Raw genomic sequence first — 22,050 nt, forward strand, 5'->3', positions numbered from 1 at the left:
ATTCCGTTATTAGTAACCTAACGCTATTGTACAGCACTTAATGCTTTTTACAATAAAAAGGTGAACATACTACAATCGACAAACATCACATTAAATTGAGACAAACTTAGCCTTTTAATGATTTGTGAGACAAATTAGTTAAAAAATGACCATTCAATTTGTCACGCTTTACTCCCGCTAACACCACAAAACAAAAGTGTTACAGCGTCACTAATTTACAATGTAAAAAATAATTTTTGGGTGTCTTTTATCCAACTTTACCGGAACGATTAAAAAACCACGATAATTTACGGACAGTGTCAAATGGACTTTAACAATTTCAGCTGGAAATTGAGCGATAGTAGAATTCACGATGAAATGAGGCTGATGCTCTCTACATTTCACTGTATTCAGCGTTGCAGAACTGAAAGCATGATCAAGGAAGCTATCATGATCATGCTTTCGTGTGTAAAACCCATTTACGGAAAAATGATCAAGGCGATTTGGTGTCGAAGCATCAACTTAGAACCCACTAAGAAGAGAGATCCAAAATAGGATCAATGATCAAGGTCGTCATTGTTCCGGAAGCATGAGAATTCTGAGCTAACTTACGGTGAAATGCTGATGAACACTAGCTTTGCGCAAAATAAGCCTAAGAACCGAGCGAAATCGATGCGACATTCGATTTGGAAAGCAAACGCATTGAAATCCTTGATCATGCTTGCGGATATCTATTTTCAATGTCGAAAACATGCTTTTAGTTATAAGAGTTGAAATTTCAATGACACGATTGATGATATAAGCGGCAAAATTGCGTAGAATAAGACCCTACCTTGATCATCGTTTCGACATTACTGCGAGTAATACCAGGCAAAGACCTATTTGCATCGCCAAAAGCTAAGATCCGGCTGTGGATAAGGTGTGTAACTATGATGATCATGCTTCTTAGGTACTGTTGATCATCGTTTCAAAACTTTCATGATCATCGTTTCTAAAATGTTTGATCATGCTTTCCTTGCGGTAGTGATCATGTTTTCGGTCTAACCATGATCATGCTTTCACAAGCTAAAAAAAATATAACTTTACTTTCAGTTACTTAGAAGCAAAATTCCATTCAGATCAATAGATCATATAATCAATTAAGATCAATATAATCAGAAAGATCAGTTTAAAAGAACAATAAGTTTTTTCTTTATTTATGATCTTTTTTTCTTTATTCTTCGGGAACTATATCGATATTACGGCTTATGTGACACGGATCCAAGAATGAGCTCAGAAGAAAAAATACTGATCAAAGCCCCACGCAGTCATAAGGATGGACATCTATTTGAAGTCTCCGAAGCAGCCGTAGACTGGATCGAACAATACCAACACTTTAAAGGTGTCACCAAAAGCATCGTTGAATTACTTAACTTGATCTCATTACGCGGGTTTCGCAGTAAAGATGGGTTAGTTTCAACTACCGAACTCATCGAAGCAACTGATGGACAGATTACCCGTGCCGCGATCCAGCAACGTTTACGTGCCGCGGTCAATGTCGGTTTGTTTGATCAAATTCCGGTTAAGTTTGAAGAAGGTTTAGCCGGAAAAACGATGCTGCACAAGTTTGTTAACCCAAATAAGCTCATTTCAGCCTTAGGTGCCACCAGCTTAGTCACCGAAAGTGTCAAACAAACAGAAAAGAAAAAGCGTTCAAAAGCACTTGCGCAGACTCAAGTGAATAAGCGACTGCTTAATGAGTATGGTCTTAACACGCCACCAGCGATGAAAGATGAAGCGGATCAGTTTGTGGTATCGCCGACAAACTGGGCGGGCATTATCGATCAAGCGCTCGCGCCACCAAGAACCCGCAAAAACTATCAAAAATCGATGGTTTCGATCTCTGGTACACGCGCGGTGATCGAGACACGATCTTCAAAAAATATTATGACGGTCGATGATCTGATGACCTTATTTGCGCTGTTTACGTTGACCGTGCAATATCACGATCACCATCAGCATCAATACCAGCTTGATGCGAAGCAGACGCCGAACAAAACGCCACTCTACATCACGGATATCCTCTCTTTGCGTGGCAAAAAAGATAGCGGACCAGCACGCGATTCGATTCGTGACAGTATTGATCGTATCGAATTTACCGATTTTCAGTTGCATGAACTAACAGGTCGCTGGTTAAGCGAAAACATGCCTGAAGGCTTTAAAAGTGATCGCTTCCGTTTCATTGCACGCACCATTACGGCATCGGAAGAGGCTCCTACTGAGGGCGCTGACGGTGAAATTCGTATTAAACCGAACTTGTATATCCTCGTTTGGGAACCGTCGTTCTACGAAGAACTGCTAACTCGAGATTATTTCTTCCTATTTCCGCCAGAAATTTTGAAGCAGCACACTTTGGTATTCCAACTGTACAGCTACTTCCGTAGTCGTATGTCGCGTCGCCATACTGATGTGATGCTACTGAGTGAGCTGAATCAGAAATTGGCGCGTAACATTGAATGGCGCCGATTCTCGATGGATCTGATCCGTGAGCTGAAGCGACTATCCGATGGTAAAGGGTCTGAGGATCTTTTTGTGGTCAATTTGTGGGGTTACCACTTAACGATCTCTGCCATTGCCGAAAAGAACAAGATCACAGACTATCAAGTTGATATTAAATGTGATGTGGAGGAGGTGCTGCGCTACTCACGAGCTCGTACAACTAACGCGGGTAAACGTAATATGGCGCCAACCCTGCCTAACCCATTACGTAACGAGATGGTCACTCGACAGCAATTAGACGAGCTTTCACAAATCATTGATGGCGAATTTGAGCCGATTCAACGCAAAGAACGCTCACCAAAGGGCAATTTGGGTCGTCGTGTTAAGCAGAAAAAGCACTTAGTTGAGATTAATGCTGACGAAATTACCATAACCTTATCTAAATATACCTCTGAGGAGGCGCTAGAACGCAGTATAGCGGCTTTAGCGGCAATGACAGGGCATTCCCAAGGATCTATCCGAGAAGAGTGTCTGGAGTTGATTGACAAGCTTGATTGGCTGAGAGTGGGTGAAGATCCTATTCCTTACCAAACCTTGAGTAAGATGGTTGAACTGTACAATACGCAAAGCGATAACAAACATCTGTCGATTGAACGATTAATCGCGGGCTTAGCGGTAAGACGCAAAGTATGTAAACAGGTGATGGACGGTCACCTTGATGAATCGGTATTCCGTGCTCTTGATGAGGTGGCAATCTAAACAAGTGCTTGAATAGTAAATGAACAGTTTTACTACATTACGCTGACAGAGTACTGACAATGCAACTGAGCCAAACGTTATGATTAATCACGAATAGACAACCTTTTGTCCTTTCTGATGAAATTTAAGGATACTTCCTATCCTATAGATTGGCTCATATTGTTACATTCATTCTGAATTGTTCGCGAGTTCTTATGAACTCGCTTTTTTTTGTCTAAATTTTGCTGATTTTTTCCGTTATCGTTGCATTAACGCCAACAGTTCCTGAGCGGCTAACTTTGGGTCTTCCGCGTGACTAATGGCAGAAACCAGTGCCAGCCCATCAACACCCGTTGCGCTAAGTTGAGGAATGTTAGCGCGATTAATGCCCCCAATTGCCACGATAGGCAGCCTTGTTTTGCGAAGCGCAAACTCTAAACCTGCGATGCCCCAATGTTTTTGGGTATTGGTTTTCGTTGGCGTCGCAAAGATCGCACTGAGCCCGATGTAATCAATGGGCAGTTGATCGGCGACATTGAGCTGATCTTCGTTTTCGATCGACAAACCGAGGATCTTATCCGGACCAATCAATTTGCGAGCGATTCTCGCCGGCAGATCGCTTTGCCCTAGATGGAGGCCATCGGCATCAACGGCTAAAGCGACATCAACTCGGTCATTGATGATAAGCGGCACGCCTGTACCTTGCAGTACTTGTTTGACTGCCATGGCGCGTTCAATAAACGCACGTATATCACCATGTTTTTCACGTACCTGAACCATAGTGACGCCACCAGCGACTGCTTGCTCAACCACGTTTAGTAGAGTCGCGAGATCCTGCTGGTCATCGGTGACCAAATATAAACGGTAAGGGTTCATAAGAGTTCCTATTGCGCTCCTACTTGTCGATAAGCAGGAGCGGCTGAGTGAAATGGATTAAGCGTTTTCGCTCATTTGCAGCTTGATGCGCGCGACTAGATCAGAAGGTTCAAGCTGATAGAGAGTATCGAGCAGCGCCGTTTGTAGGCTGCCAGGACCCGCTGCTTGCTGTGCGGCAATTTCACCCGCGACGCCAAGTACTGCCGCCGCAGCGACGCCAGTATCCTCACCAACCGCTGCAAATGCGCCTGTAAGCGCCGATAATGTACAACCCATCCCAGTGACGCATGGCATCATTTTATCGCCATTAGAGAGCTTTACAGTGCGTTTGAGAGTAACGACGTAATCGGTCTCTCCGGAAATCACCACGTTGGCGCCGTACTCTTTGACTAAGAACTGGGCAGCACCAAGTGCCGCGTCGCTGCTGTCGAGCGCATCAACGCCCTTGCTTTGCGCTTGTTCACCAGCCAAGGCGATAATTTCCGATGCGTTACCGCGAATGATGAGCTTGTCTGCTAAGCGAGCAATTTGACGCGACGTTTCCGTTCTTAGACTACTGGCACCACAGGCCACAGGGTCGAGTACGACGATTTTGTCATTGGCATTGGCTTGCTCAACCGCAAACCTCATTCTTGGCGTCCAAACACTATCGAGAGTGCCGATATTGATCACCAGAGCCCCGGCAAAAGAGAGCATTTCAGCCATTTCTTGTTTTGAATGCGCCATGATAGGAGAAGCGCCTATAGCCAGTAAGGCATTGGCGGTGTTGTTCATCACGACATAGTTGGTGATATTAACCACCAGCGGTTTTTGCTGGCGAACGGCATTAAGAGCTTGCGAAATTTGTTCGATTAACATGGCTGTTTCCTATTTTACTAAATGGGCATCAAGCCCTTGCTGCCAAAAGGCAATTTCCATACGAGTCGCGGTTTTAAATACGTGGATGAGGTTTTTCCCGCGAGCGCTATCAATCTCTATGTCGGCGAGTAACTGGTTGAAGTGTTCAGCACCTGAGGCGACTCCGGTTTGGAATTCATCGCCTCCGTATAACTGGATCCAGCTTGCGTACGGGTTACCTTCAATCTGAGTCTGTGGGTCATTGATCAACAGATGACCAATGGTGGCATAGCCAATAGAGCAAGGAGCAAGAGCGGCATAGAGATCGACCAGGTCACCACTCATACCGGCATCCAACACATATCGGGTGTAGGCAACGGTGCCAAAATCTTCGGCTTCGTTTTCAAGGTCTGCCTCCGTTAGCCCCCATTGCTCGCAATAGCTCACATGGTGAGCGATTTCTGAATCGAGCAGAGCATGCACACTTGGCAATGCGCGACGCATATCATCAAGTGTGCGAGCCTTGTAAATTGCCAGCGCATAGGCACGAGCATACTGTTTGAGAAATAAGAAATCTTGCTTGAGGTAGTGAAGAAAACAAGCCTGTGGCAAGGTGCCTTTTGCTAATTGTTGTACAAAGTCATGCTGAGTATATTGCTGCCAATCTTCTTGGCATGCCTCAATTAAGTCTTGGTATTGCATGATGAGTAAATCCCAGTATTAGTTGAAATTTGGTACGTAATCTTGTGCTTTTGGTAGCGTGGTAATGATCTTTTGTGCGTACATAAATTGGGCATAATCGTCGTAACGTTTGAGATCCACTGCGGCAGGACGCAGGGCAAAGCGGGTTAACGTGTCATTCCATGCGCGTTGGTTTAGTTCATTGTTGAGTGTGTCAGGCGCGTAGCTGACGAACTCTTGCCAAGCTTGCTTAGGGTGATTGACGATATAAGTTGTCGCCTGCTCGAGCGCTTGGTTGAAGGCTTGAATGGCTTGTTTATCATAGGTGTTTGCGTTGGCAACAAAAACCAACTCATCATAAGTTGGTACTCCATGTTCCTCAGGGAAGAAAGCTTTGGCTTGATAGCCCTCTAATGCTAATTGGTTGGTTTCAAAGTTGCGTAAACCACCCCAAATTGCATCCACTTTGCCTGAAGCGAGTGACGAAGAGAGTGCCCAACCGACGTTGATGATCTCTACATCTGAGTAGCTCACATTGGCGCTTGCTAGCATAGTACCGATCGTCGCTTCTTCATTACCCGCGATAGCGATGCCGATTTTCTTGCCTTTTAAATCACTCAGATGGTTGCTGTGACCATTGTCGAGCACCATCAGGGTATTTAGCGGTGTCGCTATTAGGGTGGCAGAGCGGATCAAAGGCAGCCCAGCCGCAACATCAATGGTCAAATTTGGTTGGTATGAAATTGCCATATCCACTTTGCCAGCGGCGACGAGCTTAGGGGGCATGGTTGGGTCAGCTGGCTCTAAGATATTGACTTGCAAACCATGTTGTTTGAAATAGCCTTTTTGTTGAGCAATGACAATCGGTCCATGGTTGGGGTTTACAAACCAGTCGAGCATTAAGCTAATAGGTTTATCTTGCGCTAAAGCGTGAGTGGATATGAGGCTAGCAAGCAGAGCCGTTACGCGTACGAATTTGATGTTTAACATGTCTATTCCTTGTTGAAGTCGCCTATTTGTTTTCCCATGGAATGGCGGTTTTTAGTAATTTGTCGGTGATGAAATAGAGCGCGACAGAAATCGCAGCCAAAATAAATAACGCGGCAAACATTTCATCGATGATCATGCGGGCATTGGCTTGCAGCATCAGATACCCCAATCCCGCACTGGAGCCCACCCACTCCCCAACCACCGCGCCAATTGGTGCGATGACAACAGCAACACGAATACCCGAAGCTAAGGTCGGTAAGGCGGCAGGTAATTGAATATGGCGTAACAATTGCCATTTAGATGCGCCCATCGTTTTGCCAAGGTCGAGGTAACCCGTTGGGGTATTACGTAGTCCGTCGTAACAACAAGTTGTTACAGGAAAGAAGATAATGATTGCAGCCATCACCACTTTGGATGCGATGCCGTAGCCGAGCCAAAGCATTAATATCGGTGCAATGGCAAAAACAGGAATCGCTTGGCTGGCGATAAGAATGGGTAGCAACCAGCGTCTTAGGGGCTCAAACAACAACATTTGCAGGGCAAACAATAACCCCATCGTGATACCAAGCCCCAAGCCGAGTAAGATCTCCTGCGTTGTTACCCAGCTATGTTTGAGCAGTACAGGGTAGCGATTGAGCATGGTGTGCAGTACATCAAGTGGGGCAGGTAGGATAAAGCTCGGCATATCAAATGCCACCACAATCAGTTGCCATAACCCGAGGATGATTAATGCGCTAAAGATGAGTCTGAGCACTGGGCGGTGGACCTGTTCGCGCTCATCAAGCAGTTTTGCTGGCGTTGACCCTTGGGTTATATCAGTCATAGTCGCGCTCCAATTGATGTAAAATCGCTTGTTGCAGCGCCGCGCACTCGGCATCGAGACTTCTTGGCGGCAAGGTACTGGGTACCGTAAGCTTGACCGCTTGTGCTGGGGTTCCCTGCAGTACATAAAGCTGATCAGCCAAGCGCACCGCTTCTTGTGGATCATGGGTGATTAGAATCACGGTTTTGTTGGCGAGTAATTCAGCAGCAAGTCGTTGTAGTTTGTGCCTAGTAACCGCATCGAGCGCAGAAAATGGCTCATCCATCAGCACCAGCGGCTTGTCTTGCATCAGGGTACGCGCCAATGCGACTCGTTGGCGCATGCCTCCAGATAATTGATCGGGCTTTGTGTTGGCATATTGAGCGAGATCGACTTGTTCAAGCAGCGCTAGTGCCTTGTCTTGCATCTGCTGCTGATCACTTGCAGTAAATTTGGCGCTGAGACAGACGTTATCTAACACGTTGAGCCAAGGCAGCAATAAATCTTGTTGTGCCATGTAGGCAATGCGTTGTTCAAAAGGTTGATCATCACTTGAACGTATCTCACCACTAAGAGTGACGCTGTCACCTAGCAATCCAGCAAGATAGCGTAAAAGTGTGGTCTTGCCACTGCCACTGCGCCCCAACAATACAGTCCAACATCCAGCAGGAATCGACATATTAACGTTGGCTAGCGTGGCGACCACGTTAGTTTGGTACTGTAAGTAGGCGTGATTGATTTCCACGCCCAAAGCTTGTGTCGTCATTGGCTTTACTGCTTTGCGGCGTAAGCAAAGAAATGATTCACAGGTCCATGACCTTGACCGACTTGCAGCTCATCAGCGTGGGCGATTGCCTGCGAAATGTAGTGTTTAGAGAGCTTAACCGCCTCGGTCAATTCATTGCCTTGCGCAAGGTATGAGGCAATAGCAGAAGAGAGGGTACAGCCTGTACCATGGGTATTTTTGGTTTGGTGACGCTTGGCGCTGATCAATTCAGCTCGATTGGCGGTGATCAGCAGATCGTTACTGTTAAGATCTTTTTCTAGATGCCCGCCTTTTAGCAGCACCGCTTTGGCACCAAGCTGGCGAAGATCGCTGATCATGTCATTCATTTCAGCTTGAGATTGAGGTATAGCTAGGGAAGTCAGAGCCGCGCCTTCAGGAAGATTCGGGGTAATAATATCCGCCAAAGGCAGCAGTTCGCTTTTTAAGGTGGCAATGGCAGATTGCTCAAGCAGCAAGTCACCACTGGTAGCAACCATCACCGGATCCACCACCAAAAATCTTGGTTGGTATTGCTTAATTTTATTCGCGACGACCTTGATGATATTCGCATCTGCCAGCATACCGATTTTGACTGCGACGATATTGAGATCGGTAAACACGGCGTCTAATTGGCTCTCAACGTGCGCTAATGGGATCGGAAAAATAGCGGAAACGCCTTGAGTGTTTTGCGATGTGATGGCGGTAATTACGGAACAAGCAAAGCTGCCCGTTGCTGATATGGCTTTGATGTCAGCTTGGATTCCTGCGCCGCCGCCACTGTCTGAACCCGCGATAGTGAGCACAATTGGCGTGTGAGTAGAAGAGTTTGCGGTAATGGTTTGGCTTGTGTGCGCCATGGTCGCTCCTATTGTCTGACGGATAGGAACTGACTTTGACCAGGAGCATTAACGCGATCACAAAACGGATCGACGCTAGGGTGCGGAATGTAAGTGGTAGCAAAGTGTTGATAGTTCCCTACGTCAGTGTTAACTGAATCAGGTTCAACGGGTCTCGAAATTCGATCTCAGCCTTTGCACAATGGCAACAGCCCCCCGACTATGTGAGAGATAGTATCAGCTCATACTGATAACTACTACAACAAGCCTGATGTTTATCGTCTGCTGATTGAAAGATATTTGCCTTGATCACACTTCCGGGTTCCCTTTGAATCAGAGGCGTGATTAAGCAATTGATGGATAAACATAGCAACAAACCGCGATTGGTGGTTTGTCAGATTTAAGCAAGCAGGGCGAGAATAGGGCGCTAAGCCCTTTAAACAATCGGAAGCATGAATCGAATTGCGGAAAGATGATCAAGGCGGGTTAAAGTGAATTGCGGTGTAGATCAATGAAATGAAGCTTTGCCTTGATCATGCTTTCGAGGTTCATTCCAATTATGCGCTGCCATAAATTGCACGTGTGATTCGATCAAGTTATCCGACTCTTGTTGCCACTGGCTTTGTGGTTGTTGATTACAAAACTCCAGTGCCAGTACAGTAAGGTGTTGGAGGCGTTTCATTGACCAGTCTCGTAGCTCAAGCTCGGCAAGAGGTTGACTCGCGGTTGCCTGCAACTTACTGCTAGCCAGTTGCAGATATTGGTAGGCTTTAGTTGGGTTGCTGTAGCGCAACCCATGAAAAACCCGCAGGCAGCCATCTAACCAGCAGGCGATGGCTTTACTTTGTAGTTCGGTGACTTGAGGACCCCAAACAGAATCAGGAACAGAAAGGATCAATGAACACAAGGAATCATCTTGATCATGCTTCCGGTTTTGGTACCAATCAGAGATCGCTTCTACCCAAGATTCTAGTTTGATCATGCTGCATCATCCCACTGTTTTACAAAGTGATTTGGACCAACCTGTCGCACACCGTGCTGCACGATGGCGCTGGTGGCACGAATTTCATCCGCTTGTTGAGAATAGTTTGGTTCACTTTCGACCAAATGACCAAATGGCTGATCGGGATCGGGCACGGCGGAAATCAGTAGTTTGGTGTAAGGATGCTGTGGATTGGTCAAAATGGATTGTGTATCACCCCATTCAACGATCTGCCCTTTGTACATCACTGCGGTCTCTTCCGCGATGTAGTGGGCTGTCGCAAGGTCATGAGTGATATACAAAAAGCCAATGCCGAGCTCTTGCTTCATCCGTTGCATTAGGTTTAGTACCCCAAGTCGAATGGAAACGTCGAGCATCGAGGTGGGTTCATCGGCGAGAATCACTTCCGCGCCAACCGCGAGTGCGCGGGCTAAGTTCACTCGTTGACGTTGACCACCACTCAGTTCATGGGGGTACTTATCGAGCGTATCGGGTGCCAGTTCAACCAGTTGGATCAACTCATTTAATTTCGCTGGGATCTCAGCGTTATTTGTCACTTGCTTGTGGATCTTCAGTGGGCGAGTTAAATGGTGGCGAATAGTATGAGTGGGATTGAGTGAGCCAAACGGATCTTGGAATACCATTTGCACTTTACTGCGGTAATCGAGGAGATCTTTACGGCTGTTGATCTCATCAATATTACGCCCTTTAAATAAGATCTCACCGCTGGTGGTAGGGTAGACTTTAGTGATCAAGCGGGCACAGGTACTTTTACCACAGCCTGATTCACCCACTAACGCCAGCGTGCGACCTTTATGCAGATTAAAGCTCACCCCTTGCAGCGCTTTAAAACGTTCTACGGCAGAGAAACCGCCTCCGACATTAAATTCTTTTACGATATCATTAACTTGGATGATGGGTTCGTTCATGCTGGCGCTCCTTGCGTTTGATGTTTACCTTCATGGATATTCGGGAACGATGCCCATAGTTTTTGCGTATAAGCGTGTTGCGGATTAACACGGATCTCTTTGGAGGTATTCACTTCGACAATCTCACCGTGACGCATGATCGCGATACGATCACAGAGTTGGGTCATCAGTGCCAGATCGTGGGTAATAAACAGAATCGAAAAACCAAACTCTTCACGCAATTGGTAGATCTGTTGCAAGATCTCTCGTTGCACCACGACATCGAGCGCAGTCGTCGGCTCATCCATGATGATCATTTTGGGGTTAAGGGAGAGGGCTATCGCGATAACGAGCCGTTGGCGCATTCCGCCACTGAACTGGTGAGGATATTCAGTGAGACGTTCTCGAGGGATATTGACTAAATCCAGTAGCTGTTCGGCGCGCTTTTTCGCTTGCTCTTCACTTAGACCTTGATGGTGGCGCAGTACATCAGCGAATTGTTCTTGCACGGGTAACACTGGGTTGAGTGAGTTCATCGCACTTTGGAATACCATGGCAATTTCACTCCAGCGAATGGTGTTGAATTCACTCTCAGGCAATTTGAGAATATCACGACCTTCAAAGTGAATTTGTCCCCCTGAGATAAATGCTGGCGGCTTATGTAAGCGGTTTATAGCAAAAGCAATGGTACTCTTACCACAACCAGACTCTCCGGCAAGCCCAAAGATTTCACCTTTGCCGATATCAAAGCTGACCGACTTCACGGCGTTAAAATCACCGTTGTCGGTGATGTAGTCCACACACAAATTGCGTATTTGTATGATTGGATTGGCATGAAAAGCATGCTGTAAAAAATGTTCACTCATAACGACACTCGATTGGTAAGGATAATGATTATCATTAACTCTTATTTCGAATGAGAAAAGAAGTCTGAGATAAAAGGGTGAAGTTGATCTAAAAATAGCCAGTGAGCATGGAGATAAAAGAAGGGTTGGCACAGGAATTCGCTGATGGAATTTTGCGCTTTGCGTGATCTAAAACAAGGTAGGTTTTCACAGGGGAATTTTTTAAATGTACAGCGCAATTTCGGTGGGTGCAAAGCAATTTTCAGTGAATTTTATTATCGCTATTTGAACTATTATCGAAGTCACATTCTCGACCAATTGTACTTAACAAGCTAGGGTCGCGTTTGCTAAAGATTACCTCGTCCCTTGCATGGTTTTTCGCGGAGGTTTTTATGTCCATCAATTCTTTAGACCATGATGAAATGACAAGTATTGCAAGTAAGTGGGACTTCACGGAAGAAGTTGAATCACACAAACCTACTTCAATGGTTAAATCAGCTGAAGCTCGTCGCCGCATTGAGGCACTTCGCGAGATTCGTGAAAGCGGCTTAACAATCGAAGAAGCTCGAGAGCTAGGTTTGCTCCACTAAGCCAAATTAAGGCAATACTTTCCAGTAGGGTGGCTATTCTGTAAGCCACCCTTTGTTGTTTTTGATCTCACCCCATTTTCTTTTCTCAACATTTACTTCTGTTGTGGTATATTTCCGCCTCGTATTTTTAATCGAGATCTGACTATGTCGGTAAATTTGTCGTTGTTACCCGCAGATGAAAAGAACAAAGTGGAGCTAGATAAGCAAGCTGCGTTTCTTGTGTGGAAGCTGAAAGAAGCCAAAGCAGGACCTGATGAGATTGATCAACAAGCAGGAAAGATCGTCGATGATGCTGAACGTACTTGGTTTACTGAGTGTGTGGTAAAATACAAACGACTTATGGGTGTCGCGTAAGCCCAAGCTTACCTAATCAGGTATGAGAGGCGAAATTGAAAAGCCTCGAATTTTTGCTAAAATCCTTCGCGTTAAATTTAAATTAAGAGAGATCGTCCCGATGGGAAGAAGTTTTGAAGTGCGCAAAGCCTCTATGGCGAAAACTGCAGGCGCAAAAATTAAAGTTTATTCCAAATACGGTAAAGAAATTTACATGAGTGCGAAAAACGGTGGTTCAGATCCAGATATGAACCTATCACTTCGTCACCTAATCGCGAAAGCGAAGAAAGACCAAGTACCAGCACACGTTATCGAAAAAGCACTAGACAAAGCTAACGGCGGCGGCGGTGAAGATTACGTACCAGCGCGCTACGAAGGTTTCTCTCCAGGTGGTGCTAGTGTAATCGTTGACTGTCTAACAGATAACGGTAACCGTACTTTCCAAGACGTACGTCAATGTTTCGTGAAAACAGGCGCGAAAATTGGTGTTGAAGGTACTGTATCTCACATGTTCGCTCACCAAGCTGTATTCCAGTTCAAAGGCGAAGATGAAGAGTCAGTACTAGAAGCGCTAATGATGGCTGACTGTGATGTAACGGACATCGAGCTTGAAGACGGTGTGATCACTGTTTACGCGCCAAACACTGAGTTCTTCAAAGTGAAAACGGCTCTAAACACTGAGTACCCAGAGCTTACTCTTGACGTTGAAGAGATCACTTTCGTTCCTCAGTCTTACCATGAAATCGGTGCTGACGATCAAGAGAAATTCCAGAAGTTCCTAGACCTTCTAGAAGACTGTGATGACGTACAACAAGTTTACCACAACGCTGAAATCTAATTTGAGCGGGTGACAAACGATAAAGGCTTCGCAATTGCGAAGCCTTTTTTTATATCGAAATATCATGCTGGTTTACGTGAGCGCGTGACCAGTGTGTAGAGCGTAAATAAAATCCCGAGTGTGACCGCCAGTTGCCAGCCGCGCAGGAAGGTACGCTCTAAGCCCATCTCATTCGCACCAATATAGAGTTGAATTGGCAACATAGTCGCGAGTAGGGCGTCGCCATGAAGGTCACGCAGTTTGAAATCCGCCTTAGCCATCATGCTGGCAAGCAGAAAGATCAAACTGCCAAGTAAGATTACGTACAGCCCAATGTTGGTCTGGTGACCAGACAGCACTAAGGTAAAAATAAACGCCAGCGCACAACCGCCCACTTGGGTGATAAAACGTCTTTCCACCACTTGGCGAAACGCATCGGCTTGGCTTTGGGTAGCTGCGGCAATCACCGGAACCAGACAGAAAGTGGCGGATAACATTTCGACCTGCAGTAAAAAACCAACGCCAATACCAATTAGCGCAAGCGACAATAGCCGTTGCTCGGCGTTAACCGGTGTCTCTTCAAACACTGGCGGCTTCCCTTTGCTGGCAACTGGAAACAGTGCCACAGCGGCTTTGCACACCAGTGTGGTGATCACCATAGCAATCAAGATTTCATGGATGCGCGTGGTCATATCGGCGCTGGTGTGCTGAGCAAAGACGATCACCAAAATCCAGTTGAAAGTTGGCATCAACATGGCGCCCATTTTGGCGGGGGTTGTTGCTCTGCGGCGCATCCAATCGAAAAAGATCAGGCTAATGGTCCAAATAATAAATGGATGTTGTGAGAAGGTGTTGCTCACCACTAAAGCGCAGCTTGCCGCGAGTAGTGTTGGCGCTAGGGTTTTGCCTAAACCTAACCAAGAATAGTCTTTCGCCTTGGTCATGATAATGGTTGGATAGAGTGCTAAATAGACTGGGGATCCAAGGTTAAGCAGCTTACCCAGCACCATACACACCGTAATCGCCAGCGTGATACGCAGCGCCTCATTGCGCTGCGATATTTGATCAAATTGGAATAGGGAAGGGAATGTCATACTCATCACCTTTGTCTGCCAATTAGTAGATATAACGGAACAGTGATACTAGGTGGATCCAGCTGTAGCTGATTGCATCAATGATGGTTGAACCGTTTTGTACCGATACAGATGCTCTTGAGCCGGAAATTAAGCGCTGCGCCATTTCTGGTTGCATATCGTCTAGCACAATACGCACGCGTACTTTTTGCTGCTCACGGATCCAACGGGTATCGTTGACCACATCAACCAGCTGACCATTACTGTTATCACTATCACGAATTGCACGCTCTTGGCTTTCAATATGTCCAGTGAAAACCTGACCTGGAATCGCGTCAAACGCGATATAAGCGTGATTGTTGGTATTTAAGTGGCTGATACCTTTTTCATTGAAATCGGCGCTTAGCCACGCTTGAGATTCGTTTATTAGTAGTAAAGCGGTGGTGCCTTGGCTGATGTAGCTGCCTGGTTGTAATTGTAAATTGGTGACGGTGCCGCTTGTTTGCGCCGTAATATGAGTGTGCTGCTCATCGAGCTCGGCACTGGCTAACTTCGCTTTAGCCAGTTGGATGGCGGCATTGCTGTCACTGTCTGCCAATTGCGCTTCGATGCGCATGATGTCGGCTTGCGCGGCAAGCAAAGCACTTTTGGCTACTTTCACATTCAGTTCGCTGTCTTCAATCGCTTGCGTGGTGGTGAGTCCTTTCTTGTACAAGGCTTTATTACGCGTCAGTTTGGCGATGGCATTGCGTTCTTGCTCTTGTTTTTGAAGCAGCGTTTGTTTGGCGACGTTAAGCTGTTGTGTACTGGCTAGAAATGCTTGTTGTGCTTGCGCCAATTCTGCTTTGGCTTGGGCAACTTTGAGCTGATAGCCTTGATCATCTAAGCGGAATAGCGTCTCGCCTGCTTGTACGTGTTGACCATTTTTCACCGCGACCTGTTCAATTACCCCAGAGGTTTCGGGTGCAATGGTCGCGATGGTGCGATGTAACGACGCTTGAGTGGTAAAAGGGGCAATATTATCAGCAGCCACCAAGAAGAGTGAGAAAAGGATGGTGATGCTGAGAACGGTGTAAAGTAGGTATTGGTAGAATTTTTCTGTCATTAGGCTTCTCTTTATGCTGAATTATTTTTCACCTCCTTGTCTGTTCTTCTCATTGAATCACGTTTTTTGGTTAAGCTGTTATCCATGCAGCTAACCGGCGAACTTGCGGTAATACGGTCAGGTTGAGAAATAGCGCACACGGCCAAGCTAAACTGAAACTTTCTAACCAGATCAGAGACCAATCACTGCTAAAGCCAAGCTTGTAGCCTGACAGCACGCCAGACATCATTAGCGCCATCGTGAAAGAGGACATTAGTGCGGTGAGCCAAAATTGTTTTGTGTTCATGCTTTTCTCCTGTCTTGCTTGGCTTTGCGATAAAGAAACTATATAACCATTCAATAAATGGAAAAATAAGCAGGATTAGAAGTATGAATTCCATATTTGGAAATATTGATGATCTCTATCTGTTTTGCGCAGTCGTTGAGTTCGGCTCGCTACAAGAAGCCTCACGTCAGTTACGTCTACCGATTTCCACTATGTCACGCCGTTTAAACGCGCTAGAAGAGAGGCTTAACGTGAGATTATTGGAGAAACAAGGTCGGGAATTGGCGGCGACAGAATCCGGTATACATGCTTTTAATCTTTTCAAAAGTGGTATGGAAAGTATCGAAGCCGCGTTTGAACAGTTGAGCGAAGATCGCCAAGATGTGGAGGGCAAAATCAAACTCGCCTTACCCTACAATTTCTACCGTGGTTTTGCTGAAGATGTGGTTGAGGAGTTTCTCCAGCGTTATCCGAAGGTACAGCTTGATCTGGTATTAAGCCAAGAGCAGCTTGTCCCGCAAACCGATCGCGATTTGCTGATGACCTTTGATTTGCGCGAGATGGAAGGGATGATTGCCAGACCACTGTTTGAAGCCAAGCACGGCTTTTTTGCCAGCCCAGAATATTTGGCGAGAGTGGCACCAATCACTAACTTAGAACAGCTGCGTGAACAAGAGTGGGTGTCGGTCGATAACATAATCGACTTGCCGATTTATCGCGGAGATGAGCTGGTGGAGGTGATGTCGATTCAGCCCAAACTGGTCGTGAATGATATCTTGGCGGTGATCCAAGCGGTTGAAAAAGGGATTGGCGTCGCCTCTTTGCCCTTGCGCCACGTTAAGCCAGCAGCAAAACAAAATTTGCAGCAAGTGTTACCTGAGTATAACCGCAGCAATCGCAAAGCCTATTTGGTCTATAAACAGCGCCGTTATCAGCCGCGTGCGCTGTCATTATTTATTGAAGCCTTGCTGCAAGGAGTGAAAAAGATTTGGTAATGACCTTAGAGCGAAACTTAGGTTGCACAGCACTGGCTTAAAACCTCGACTAATGTTTGCTACTGTAGCCCGAAAATTGAGTCTAATGGGGAAAGTATGCAGCTTAAGTATCCACAATTGTTCCAACAACACTGTTTTATTAATGGACAGTGGCGCGCAGCGACCGGAAAGCAACAGGCGATTACTAACCCTTCCAATGGTGAGGTGATTGGTCATGTTCCTGATTTTGGGGCAGCAGAAGCGCTAGAATGTGTCGATGCAGCCCAGCAAGCTTTTACCTTGTGGAAGCAGACGACCGCCGATCATCGAGCCGACATTCTACGCAGATGGTATGAGTTATTAGTCGAACATATTGATGATCTCGCGACTATTTTAACCCTTGAGCAAGGTAAGCCATTTGCAGAGGCAAAAGGGGAGATCACCTACGCAGCCAGTTTTGTGCGCTGGTACAGCGAAGAGGCGCGTCGTGCTTATGGCGAAATCACCCCTAGTCATCGTCCAAACGGCAAAATCCTGGTTACTAAAGAACCGATCGGTGTGGTGGCCGTCATCACGCCGTGGAACTTTCCCGCCGCGATGATCACCCGCAAATGTGCACCTGCTTTTGCCGCAGGCTGCGCGATGGTATTAAAGCCCGCACCAGAAACCCCATTCACCGCGCTCGCATTAGCCAAGTTGGCTGAAGAAGCTGGTCTGCCAAATGGCTTGTTTAATGTTGTGACTGGTGATGCGATTGAGATTGGACGCGTGTTTACTGCTGATAAGCGGATGCGCAAAGTGTCGTTCACCGGTTCAACCAATGTCGGCAAGATTTTAATGAACCAGTCAGCCGCAACAATAAAGAAAATGGCGTTGGAGCTAGGCGGCAACGCGCCATTTATCGTATTTGATGACGCAGACATTGATGCGGCAGTTGAAGGGGCGATGATTGCGAAGTTTCGCAATGCAGGGCAGACCTGCGTGTGTGCCAATCGCTTATTTGTTCACGATGCAGTCTATGATGAGTTTGCCAGCAAGCTTGCTGAGCGAGTTAAAGCGCTCAAAGTTGGTGACGGTTTTGCCGCTGATGTCACCATTGGCCCCCTGATTAACGCCAATGCGGTCGCGAAAGTGCGCTCACATGTTGAAGATGCGCTGAGTAAAGGGGCGCAAATACTCTGTGGCAACTTGCCCCAAGACGACAGCTTACTGGTTGAGCCTTTTGTGTTAACGCAAATGCAAGACGAAATGCTGGTGGCAGATGAAGAAACCTTTGGTCCACTTGCTCCGCTATTTCGCTTTTACACTGAGGCAGAGGTGGTGGAACGTGCCAATAATACGGATTCAGGTTTGGCTGCCTATTTGTATACCCAGTCGCTTGGTCGAGCTTGGCGCGTCGCTGACGCTCTCGAAGTCGGCATGGTGGGGATCAATGAAGGTTTAATTTCAACCGCCGCCGCCCCATTTGGTGGCGTCAAAGAGTCCGGGCTTGGGCGCGAAGGTTCGCGTCACGGGATGGAAGAGTATCTCGAAATGAAATACCTGCTGATGGGTGGGTTAGATCGGTAAGTTTGACTGATTAGCTTAAGGTGTCGGTTTGTCACCAAAATGGTTGAAAGTAGTATGACAAATTGGTGCTTTTTTCTTGTATATCAAGGATTCCTGACAAAAGCGGATCAGTAATTTGCTTTTATTCTGACTTAAGCAACAGAAACACTCCTATGATTACAAGGGTGTATAGCAGTTGTTGAATAAGGAAAGATGATGAAAAAAACACTATTAATATTGGCGAGTTCTGCGTTTGTACTCGCAGGGTGTCAAGATGAAGCGCCAAGTGAACCGATTGGTCAAGCGCCACAGGAACAGGCAGCACAACCAGCCGATGCCCAGCCATTAGATAGCGTGACTGAAACAGTAACTGAAACTGTGACTGAGGGCATTCAAACTATTCAGTCTGCCGCTGAATCAACGATTTCAGCAGCAAGTAGTACTTTAAGACCGGAAACCGAGCAGGCTGATGAGCCGAGATTAACCCACAGTGCGCGCAACTCACTGGATTGGGAAGGCAATTACATGGGGACCATGCCTTGTGCTGATTGCTCTGGAATTGCGACGTCGCTAACTCTGAACTTTGATGGCACCTACTCTTATGATCAAGTTTATTTAGGTAAAGGCGAAGAGGGTGAATATAAGTCGACAGGTGAATTTGTGTGGAACAGCAAAGGTGACACCATTACTTTGTCTGAAAAAGATGATTCACAGCAGTTTTTCGTTGGTGAAAACGTACTGATGATGCTTGATGTTGATGGTAATAAAGTGGAAGGTGCGATGGCGGATAACTACACTTTAGTGCAACAAAAATAATGGCATTGGTGCTACTCATACCAATAAAAAAGTGACCGAATGGTCACTTTTTTTGTCTTGGCTGTTTAAATGTTGAGCAAGTTTACACTGTAAAACGGTTAACCAGTTCGTATAGTTCATTGGCTCGACCGTTGAGGTTCTGACTGCCAGCGCGGTTTTCATTGGCAAGCTGAGCTGATTGCGCACTTTGATCGGAAATGACCACAATACGCTCAGAAATCTCTTGTCCAACTAAGCTCTGCTGTTCTGTTGCTGTGGCAATCAGTGAGTTCATATCCATAATGGTTGCAATGGAGTGCTGAATCTTGACTAAGGCTTCAGCCGCAGCATTCGCTTCACTAACCGTATCTGAGCTGCGGTTTTGGCTGCTTTCCATCGCGCGTACAGCATCGTCCGAAGCCGATTTCAACTGTTCTATCATATTGTGAATTTCACCGGTACTCTCTTGAGTGCGGCTTGCTAGTTTACGCACCTCATCGGCGACGACGGCAAAGCCTCGTCCTTGCTCACCAGCACGTGCTGCCTCAATCGCTGCGTTGAGCGCGAGTAGGTTGGTTTGCTCGGCAATATCTTGAATCACTTCTAGCGATGAAGAAATGTTTTGAACATCACCTTCGAGGCGAGAGATAACCTCTGTCGCATGATGTACTTCATCAGCAAGTGCTCCGACAGAGTTCGCCGCGGCGTTAACGACTTGTTGCGCTTCAAGCGCATTATTGTCGGCTTCACGTGCTGATTCTGCCGCCTGACTGGCATTATTGGAGATCTCTTGTGCGGTGGTGGTCATCTCCGTCATCGCTGTTGCAACTTGCTCAGTTTCTTCACGCTGACCGGTGGCTAACTCATCCACTTTCGCGGCACGAGAGGACATGCTGGTGGTTTCTGATACCACTTGCTGACCCACATCGCTTACGTTACGGATGATGTTTTGTAGGCTTTCAACAAAGGCATTAAAGTTTTGACTTAAACGACGATATTCAGGTGCCTTAAACAGCTCCATACGTGCGGCTAAGTCAGCGTCGCCATTAGCGAACGATTGAATCGATTGGTCAAACTGCTCAAGTGGTCTCATGATAGAGCGGTTGATCGCAATGGCTGCAAATGCGACTACCGCTGAGATGCCCGCACAGAAAAGGACTATCATCCACAGAGTGTTTTCTAAGGCTTGGTTGGCATTGCTGTTCATATCAGCAATAACAGCATCGATATCGTCAGTATAAAAACCGGTACCCATCATTAAATCCCATTCAGGGATATAGATTGAATAACTGAGTTTCGGTAGCGCGACGGTCTCGCCCAATTTAGGGAAATAGTAGGTAGTGAAATCACCGGTTCTCGCATTTTTGATCAGGTCTTGGATCAGATAATTACCTTGTTTGTCTTGCAAGTTTAGGAAGTTATCGCCAATGCCTTTATCACTTTTACCATTGAATAAACGCACACCTTTTGAGTCATAGCCAAAGATATAGCCGTTTTCACCATACTCAAGCTCGCGCAGAGTTGGCAGTGCCTCTTGTAACGAAGCGCCACGATCTAAAAAAGGCTGGATAGCTGAGCGTGCCATTTGCACGTAGGTTTTTAGTTCACCTTTTTTTTGACTCATCATGGTACTGCTGGTGGATTCAACCTGCTGCGCTGTTAAGCCAGTTGTCTTGACATAGGTTACTCCCATGACACCCATCGTAATCAACAGCAGAGGTAAAAAAGACATCAAATAAAGACGTGTTCTTATTGTTAAATTCATAAATGGTTTCCGCACTCGTTTTTCTATTTTGTACAAACTGCAGGCGTTTGTGTTGCAAGCGTATGAAGTATGTTAACAATTGTGTCGGCAGATTACTGTGAAGCTGAAGGGGATAAAATTTAATTATTGGTGCAAAAGAACCAGTTGCAGCTTGGGTTGGCTGCAACTTATTGGTTAATCTTGGCGATACTTGCTGATATGTCTGTGTTAAAAGTATGTATTATCTTTGTTTTTTAGATAAATATGCCAATTATTGCTTATGATTTGATATTGAGAAACACAGTTATCTTTTCTTTCGTTAAGGAGATCTTTGTCGATTTCGTTAAGTAGATCGACATGCTTTTGTGGATCGCTGCCGAAAACCAAGCATAAAGTTGAGAAATAGCGTTGCAAATCAAAACTGTGCTCACCAATGTACTCATCGGCTTGATAATACTCGGGTCTATCTTCCGATTCGAAGGCGAACATATCGGCAGCACTAATCGCTGCATTGTCGCCATCTTCTACGTATTCCAGCATGATGACTGCGGCAAAATTATCAACCGCGTCCTCTTCTTTACCTAAAATCGGGATCGATTGGTCTTCAATGTAGGCATGACCAGCTTCATGCAGCAACGTATGCAAAATCGTGTCAATCGCGCCTGATTGCGCTGAGCGACCAAATTTTTCTTGGTACTGATTTTCCTCAAAATAGTGCAGCGCTTGATTATAAAAACTGTACGGCATTAGCATGGTGTGTTCTTGAGGGTCGTATAGCGGTCCTTCATCGCCACCATAACGAATGGTGAGCTTGTTTTTGAAAGGGAAGTGCTGCTTAGATAGCTCGACTAAAAGCAGATTGACTTCACTGTCTAGGATGGCTTGTTTGGCTTGTGTTTCTTGTTGTGATTCCGGAGCGAGATAGATGACTTGTATATTGGCATTGGCAGCAAAAACGCCGAAAAGCAACCACAGAGAGAGTAGACGTATACACTGAGTTAAATGGCTAAACATGGCAAGACCTTGGTTTATCGAGACTTAATTTAATATTAAGAGGTGAAGTTTGGCTGTGCCAGTTTTTACCTAAT

21 protein-coding genes, 1 pseudogene and 1 riboswitch are annotated in these 22,050 nt (G+C 46.1%); of the genes and pseudogenes, 7 read left to right on the forward strand and 15 right to left on the reverse strand.

The genetic code is table 11. From position 1 onward, the window contains the following. Positions 1-1,245 precede the first annotated feature (1,245 nt). A complete protein-coding gene (locus GZN30_RS14600) occupies positions 1,246-3,216 on the forward strand; it encodes a replication initiator protein RctB domain-containing protein (RefSeq protein WP_075648084.1) in 1,971 nt (656 codons plus the stop codon). A gap of 237 nt (positions 3,217-3,453) precedes the next feature. Here GZN30_RS14600 and thiE read toward each other — a convergent pair whose 3' ends face one another. The 10 genes and pseudogenes from thiE to GZN30_RS14650 all read right to left on the reverse strand — a co-directional run bounded on the left by thiE (position 3,454) and on the right by GZN30_RS14650 (position 11,739). Then, the gene (thiE, locus tag GZN30_RS14605) at positions 3,454-4,071 is read right to left on the reverse strand and encodes a thiamine phosphate synthase (RefSeq protein WP_075648083.1); all 618 of its coding nucleotides are present in this window, start codon (positions 4,069-4,071) and stop codon (positions 3,454-3,456) included. Positions 4,072-4,128: 57 nt separating this feature from the next. Further along, positions 4,129-4,929: a hydroxyethylthiazole kinase gene (thiM, locus tag GZN30_RS14610; RefSeq protein ID WP_075648082.1), complete on the reverse strand. Its 801-nt coding sequence runs from the start codon at positions 4,927-4,929 to the stop codon at positions 4,129-4,131. Between the two features lie 9 nt (positions 4,930-4,938). Then, a complete protein-coding gene (gene tenA, locus GZN30_RS14615; protein ID WP_075648081.1) occupies positions 4,939-5,610 on the reverse strand; it encodes a thiaminase II in 672 nt (223 codons plus the stop codon). An 18-nt stretch (positions 5,611-5,628) separates the two neighbouring features. Then, entirely contained in the window at positions 5,629-6,579 is a 951-nt protein-coding gene (locus GZN30_RS14620; protein WP_075648080.1) for an ABC transporter substrate-binding protein, read from the reverse strand. Positions 6,580-6,601: 22 nt separating this feature from the next. Further along, positions 6,602-7,336 (reverse strand): annotated as a pseudogene (locus GZN30_RS14625) (ABC transporter permease); the annotation flags it as partial. A gap of 58 nt (positions 7,337-7,394) precedes the next feature. After that, positions 7,395-8,147, reverse strand: coding sequence for an ABC transporter ATP-binding protein (locus tag GZN30_RS14630; protein WP_075648078.1), 753 nt, complete (start codon positions 8,145-8,147; stop codon positions 7,395-7,397). A gap of 5 nt (positions 8,148-8,152) precedes the next feature. Next, on the reverse strand, positions 8,153-9,004 hold the full coding sequence (thiD, locus tag GZN30_RS14635) for a bifunctional hydroxymethylpyrimidine kinase/phosphomethylpyrimidine kinase (RefSeq protein WP_075648077.1): 852 nt from the start codon (positions 9,002-9,004) through the stop codon (positions 8,153-8,155). 98 nt (positions 9,005-9,102) lie between these two features. Continuing rightward, a riboswitch (TPP riboswitch) is annotated at positions 9,103-9,212 on the reverse strand. Positions 9,213-9,491: 279 nt separating this feature from the next. Then, positions 9,492-9,965 carry a transcriptional regulator gene (locus GZN30_RS14640; RefSeq protein WP_075648076.1) on the reverse strand — a complete coding sequence of 158 codons (474 nt, stop codon included), beginning with the start codon at positions 9,963-9,965 and terminating at the stop codon, positions 9,492-9,494. After that, positions 9,962-10,894, reverse strand: a complete 933-nt coding sequence (locus GZN30_RS14645) for an ATP-binding cassette domain-containing protein (protein WP_075648075.1) — start codon at positions 10,892-10,894, stop codon at positions 9,962-9,964. Before GZN30_RS14645 ends, GZN30_RS14640 begins: the two co-directional genes overlap by 4 nt. Further along, the gene (locus GZN30_RS14650) at positions 10,891-11,739 is read right to left on the reverse strand and encodes an ABC transporter ATP-binding protein (RefSeq protein WP_075648074.1); all 849 of its coding nucleotides are present in this window, start codon (positions 11,737-11,739) and stop codon (positions 10,891-10,893) included. Before GZN30_RS14650 ends, GZN30_RS14645 begins: the two co-directional genes overlap by 4 nt. Before the next feature lie 371 nt (positions 11,740-12,110). Here GZN30_RS14650 and GZN30_RS14655 point away from each other — a divergent pair, with 371 nt between their 5' ends. The 3 genes from GZN30_RS14655 (at position 12,111) to GZN30_RS14665 (ending at position 13,479) form a co-directional block, all read left to right on the forward strand. Further along, positions 12,111-12,308, forward strand: coding sequence for a PA3496 family putative envelope integrity protein (locus tag GZN30_RS14655; protein WP_075648073.1), 198 nt, complete (start codon positions 12,111-12,113; stop codon positions 12,306-12,308). 144 nt (positions 12,309-12,452) lie between these two features. Beyond that, positions 12,453-12,662 carry a DUF3283 family protein gene (locus GZN30_RS14660; protein WP_075648072.1) on the forward strand — a complete coding sequence of 70 codons (210 nt, stop codon included), beginning with the start codon at positions 12,453-12,455 and terminating at the stop codon, positions 12,660-12,662. A 100-nt stretch (positions 12,663-12,762) separates the two neighbouring features. Beyond that, positions 12,763-13,479: a YebC/PmpR family DNA-binding transcriptional regulator gene (locus GZN30_RS14665; protein ID WP_075648126.1), complete on the forward strand. Its 717-nt coding sequence runs from the start codon at positions 12,763-12,765 to the stop codon at positions 13,477-13,479. 62 nt (positions 13,480-13,541) lie between these two features. Here GZN30_RS14665 and GZN30_RS14670 read toward each other — a convergent pair whose 3' ends face one another. The 3 genes from GZN30_RS14670 to GZN30_RS14680 form a co-directional block, all read right to left on the reverse strand. Next, the gene (locus tag GZN30_RS14670) at positions 13,542-14,552 is read right to left on the reverse strand and encodes a DUF2955 domain-containing protein (protein ID WP_075648071.1); all 1,011 of its coding nucleotides are present in this window, start codon (positions 14,550-14,552) and stop codon (positions 13,542-13,544) included. A gap of 22 nt (positions 14,553-14,574) precedes the next feature. Further along, the gene (locus GZN30_RS14675) at positions 14,575-15,636 is read right to left on the reverse strand and encodes an HlyD family secretion protein (RefSeq protein WP_075648070.1); all 1,062 of its coding nucleotides are present in this window, start codon (positions 15,634-15,636) and stop codon (positions 14,575-14,577) included. Positions 15,637-15,706: 70 nt separating this feature from the next. Then, a complete protein-coding gene (locus tag GZN30_RS14680; RefSeq protein ID WP_075648069.1) occupies positions 15,707-15,922 on the reverse strand; it encodes a DUF2798 domain-containing protein in 216 nt (71 codons plus the stop codon). A gap of 83 nt (positions 15,923-16,005) precedes the next feature. Here GZN30_RS14680 and GZN30_RS14685 point away from each other — a divergent pair, with 83 nt between their 5' ends. From GZN30_RS14685 to GZN30_RS14695, 3 genes are all read left to right on the forward strand, one after another. Then, positions 16,006-16,896 (forward strand): LysR family transcriptional regulator, encoded by an 891-nt coding sequence (locus GZN30_RS14685; RefSeq protein WP_075648068.1) that lies wholly within the window; start codon positions 16,006-16,008, stop codon positions 16,894-16,896. Positions 16,897-16,992: 96 nt separating this feature from the next. Then, on the forward strand, positions 16,993-18,444 hold the full coding sequence (locus GZN30_RS14690; protein WP_075648067.1) for an NAD-dependent succinate-semialdehyde dehydrogenase: 1,452 nt from the start codon (positions 16,993-16,995) through the stop codon (positions 18,442-18,444). Positions 18,445-18,639: 195 nt separating this feature from the next. Beyond that, positions 18,640-19,239 carry a copper resistance protein NlpE gene (locus GZN30_RS14695; RefSeq protein WP_075648066.1) on the forward strand — a complete coding sequence of 200 codons (600 nt, stop codon included), beginning with the start codon at positions 18,640-18,642 and terminating at the stop codon, positions 19,237-19,239. Positions 19,240-19,321: 82 nt separating this feature from the next. Here the strand turns inward: GZN30_RS14695 and GZN30_RS14700 are convergent, their stop codons facing one another. Together GZN30_RS14700 and GZN30_RS14705 are read right to left on the reverse strand one after the other, a co-directional pair. Beyond that, entirely contained in the window at positions 19,322-20,983 is a 1,662-nt protein-coding gene (locus tag GZN30_RS14700) for a methyl-accepting chemotaxis protein (protein WP_075648065.1), read from the reverse strand. A 207-nt stretch (positions 20,984-21,190) separates the two neighbouring features. Further along, a complete protein-coding gene (locus tag GZN30_RS14705) occupies positions 21,191-21,976 on the reverse strand; it encodes a DUF4344 domain-containing metallopeptidase (RefSeq protein ID WP_075648064.1) in 786 nt (261 codons plus the stop codon). Positions 21,977-22,050: the final 74 nt, after the last annotated feature.

Source organism: Vibrio ponticus, from assembly GCF_009938225.1.
Lineage (GTDB): Bacteria > Pseudomonadota > Gammaproteobacteria > Enterobacterales > Vibrionaceae > Vibrio > Vibrio ponticus.

Coding starts and splice junctions, on each gene's coding strand:
- GZN30_RS14665 (WP_075648126.1), top strand. CDS start 12,763: ATGGGAAGAAGTTTTGAAGTGCGCAAAGCCTCTATGGCGAAAACTGCA.
- GZN30_RS14640 (WP_075648076.1), bottom strand. CDS start 9,965: ATGATCAAACTAGAATCTTGGGTAGAAGCGATCTCTGATTGGTACCAA.
- GZN30_RS14680 (WP_075648069.1), bottom strand. CDS start 15,922: ATGAACACAAAACAATTTTGGCTCACCGCACTAATGTCCTCTTTCACG.
- GZN30_RS14630 (WP_075648078.1), bottom strand. CDS start 8,147: ATGACGACACAAGCTTTGGGCGTGGAAATCAATCACGCCTACTTACAG.
- GZN30_RS14600 (WP_075648084.1), top strand. CDS start 1,246: ATGAGCTCAGAAGAAAAAATACTGATCAAAGCCCCACGCAGTCATAAG.
- thiE (WP_075648083.1), bottom strand. CDS start 4,071: ATGAACCCTTACCGTTTATATTTGGTCACCGATGACCAGCAGGATCTC.
- GZN30_RS14700 (WP_075648065.1), bottom strand. CDS start 20,983: ATGAATTTAACAATAAGAACACGTCTTTATTTGATGTCTTTTTTACCT.
- GZN30_RS14645 (WP_075648075.1), bottom strand. CDS start 10,894: ATGAACGAACCCATCATCCAAGTTAATGATATCGTAAAAGAATTTAAT.
- thiM (WP_075648082.1), bottom strand. CDS start 4,929: ATGTTAATCGAACAAATTTCGCAAGCTCTTAATGCCGTTCGCCAGCAA.
- GZN30_RS14675 (WP_075648070.1), bottom strand. CDS start 15,636: ATGACAGAAAAATTCTACCAATACCTACTTTACACCGTTCTCAGCATC.
- GZN30_RS14685 (WP_075648068.1), top strand. CDS start 16,006: ATGAATTCCATATTTGGAAATATTGATGATCTCTATCTGTTTTGCGCA.
- GZN30_RS14650 (WP_075648074.1), bottom strand. CDS start 11,739: ATGAGTGAACATTTTTTACAGCATGCTTTTCATGCCAATCCAATCATA.
- tenA (WP_075648081.1), bottom strand. CDS start 5,610: ATGCAATACCAAGACTTAATTGAGGCATGCCAAGAAGATTGGCAGCAA.
- GZN30_RS14695 (WP_075648066.1), top strand. CDS start 18,640: ATGAAAAAAACACTATTAATATTGGCGAGTTCTGCGTTTGTACTCGCA.
- GZN30_RS14655 (WP_075648073.1), top strand. CDS start 12,111: ATGTCCATCAATTCTTTAGACCATGATGAAATGACAAGTATTGCAAGT.
- GZN30_RS14660 (WP_075648072.1), top strand. CDS start 12,453: ATGTCGGTAAATTTGTCGTTGTTACCCGCAGATGAAAAGAACAAAGTG.
- GZN30_RS14620 (WP_075648080.1), bottom strand. CDS start 6,579: ATGTTAAACATCAAATTCGTACGCGTAACGGCTCTGCTTGCTAGCCTC.
- GZN30_RS14705 (WP_075648064.1), bottom strand. CDS start 21,976: ATGTTTAGCCATTTAACTCAGTGTATACGTCTACTCTCTCTGTGGTTG.
- GZN30_RS14670 (WP_075648071.1), bottom strand. CDS start 14,552: ATGACATTCCCTTCCCTATTCCAATTTGATCAAATATCGCAGCGCAAT.
- GZN30_RS14690 (WP_075648067.1), top strand. CDS start 16,993: ATGCAGCTTAAGTATCCACAATTGTTCCAACAACACTGTTTTATTAAT.
- thiD (WP_075648077.1), bottom strand. CDS start 9,004: ATGGCGCACACAAGCCAAACCATTACCGCAAACTCTTCTACTCACACG.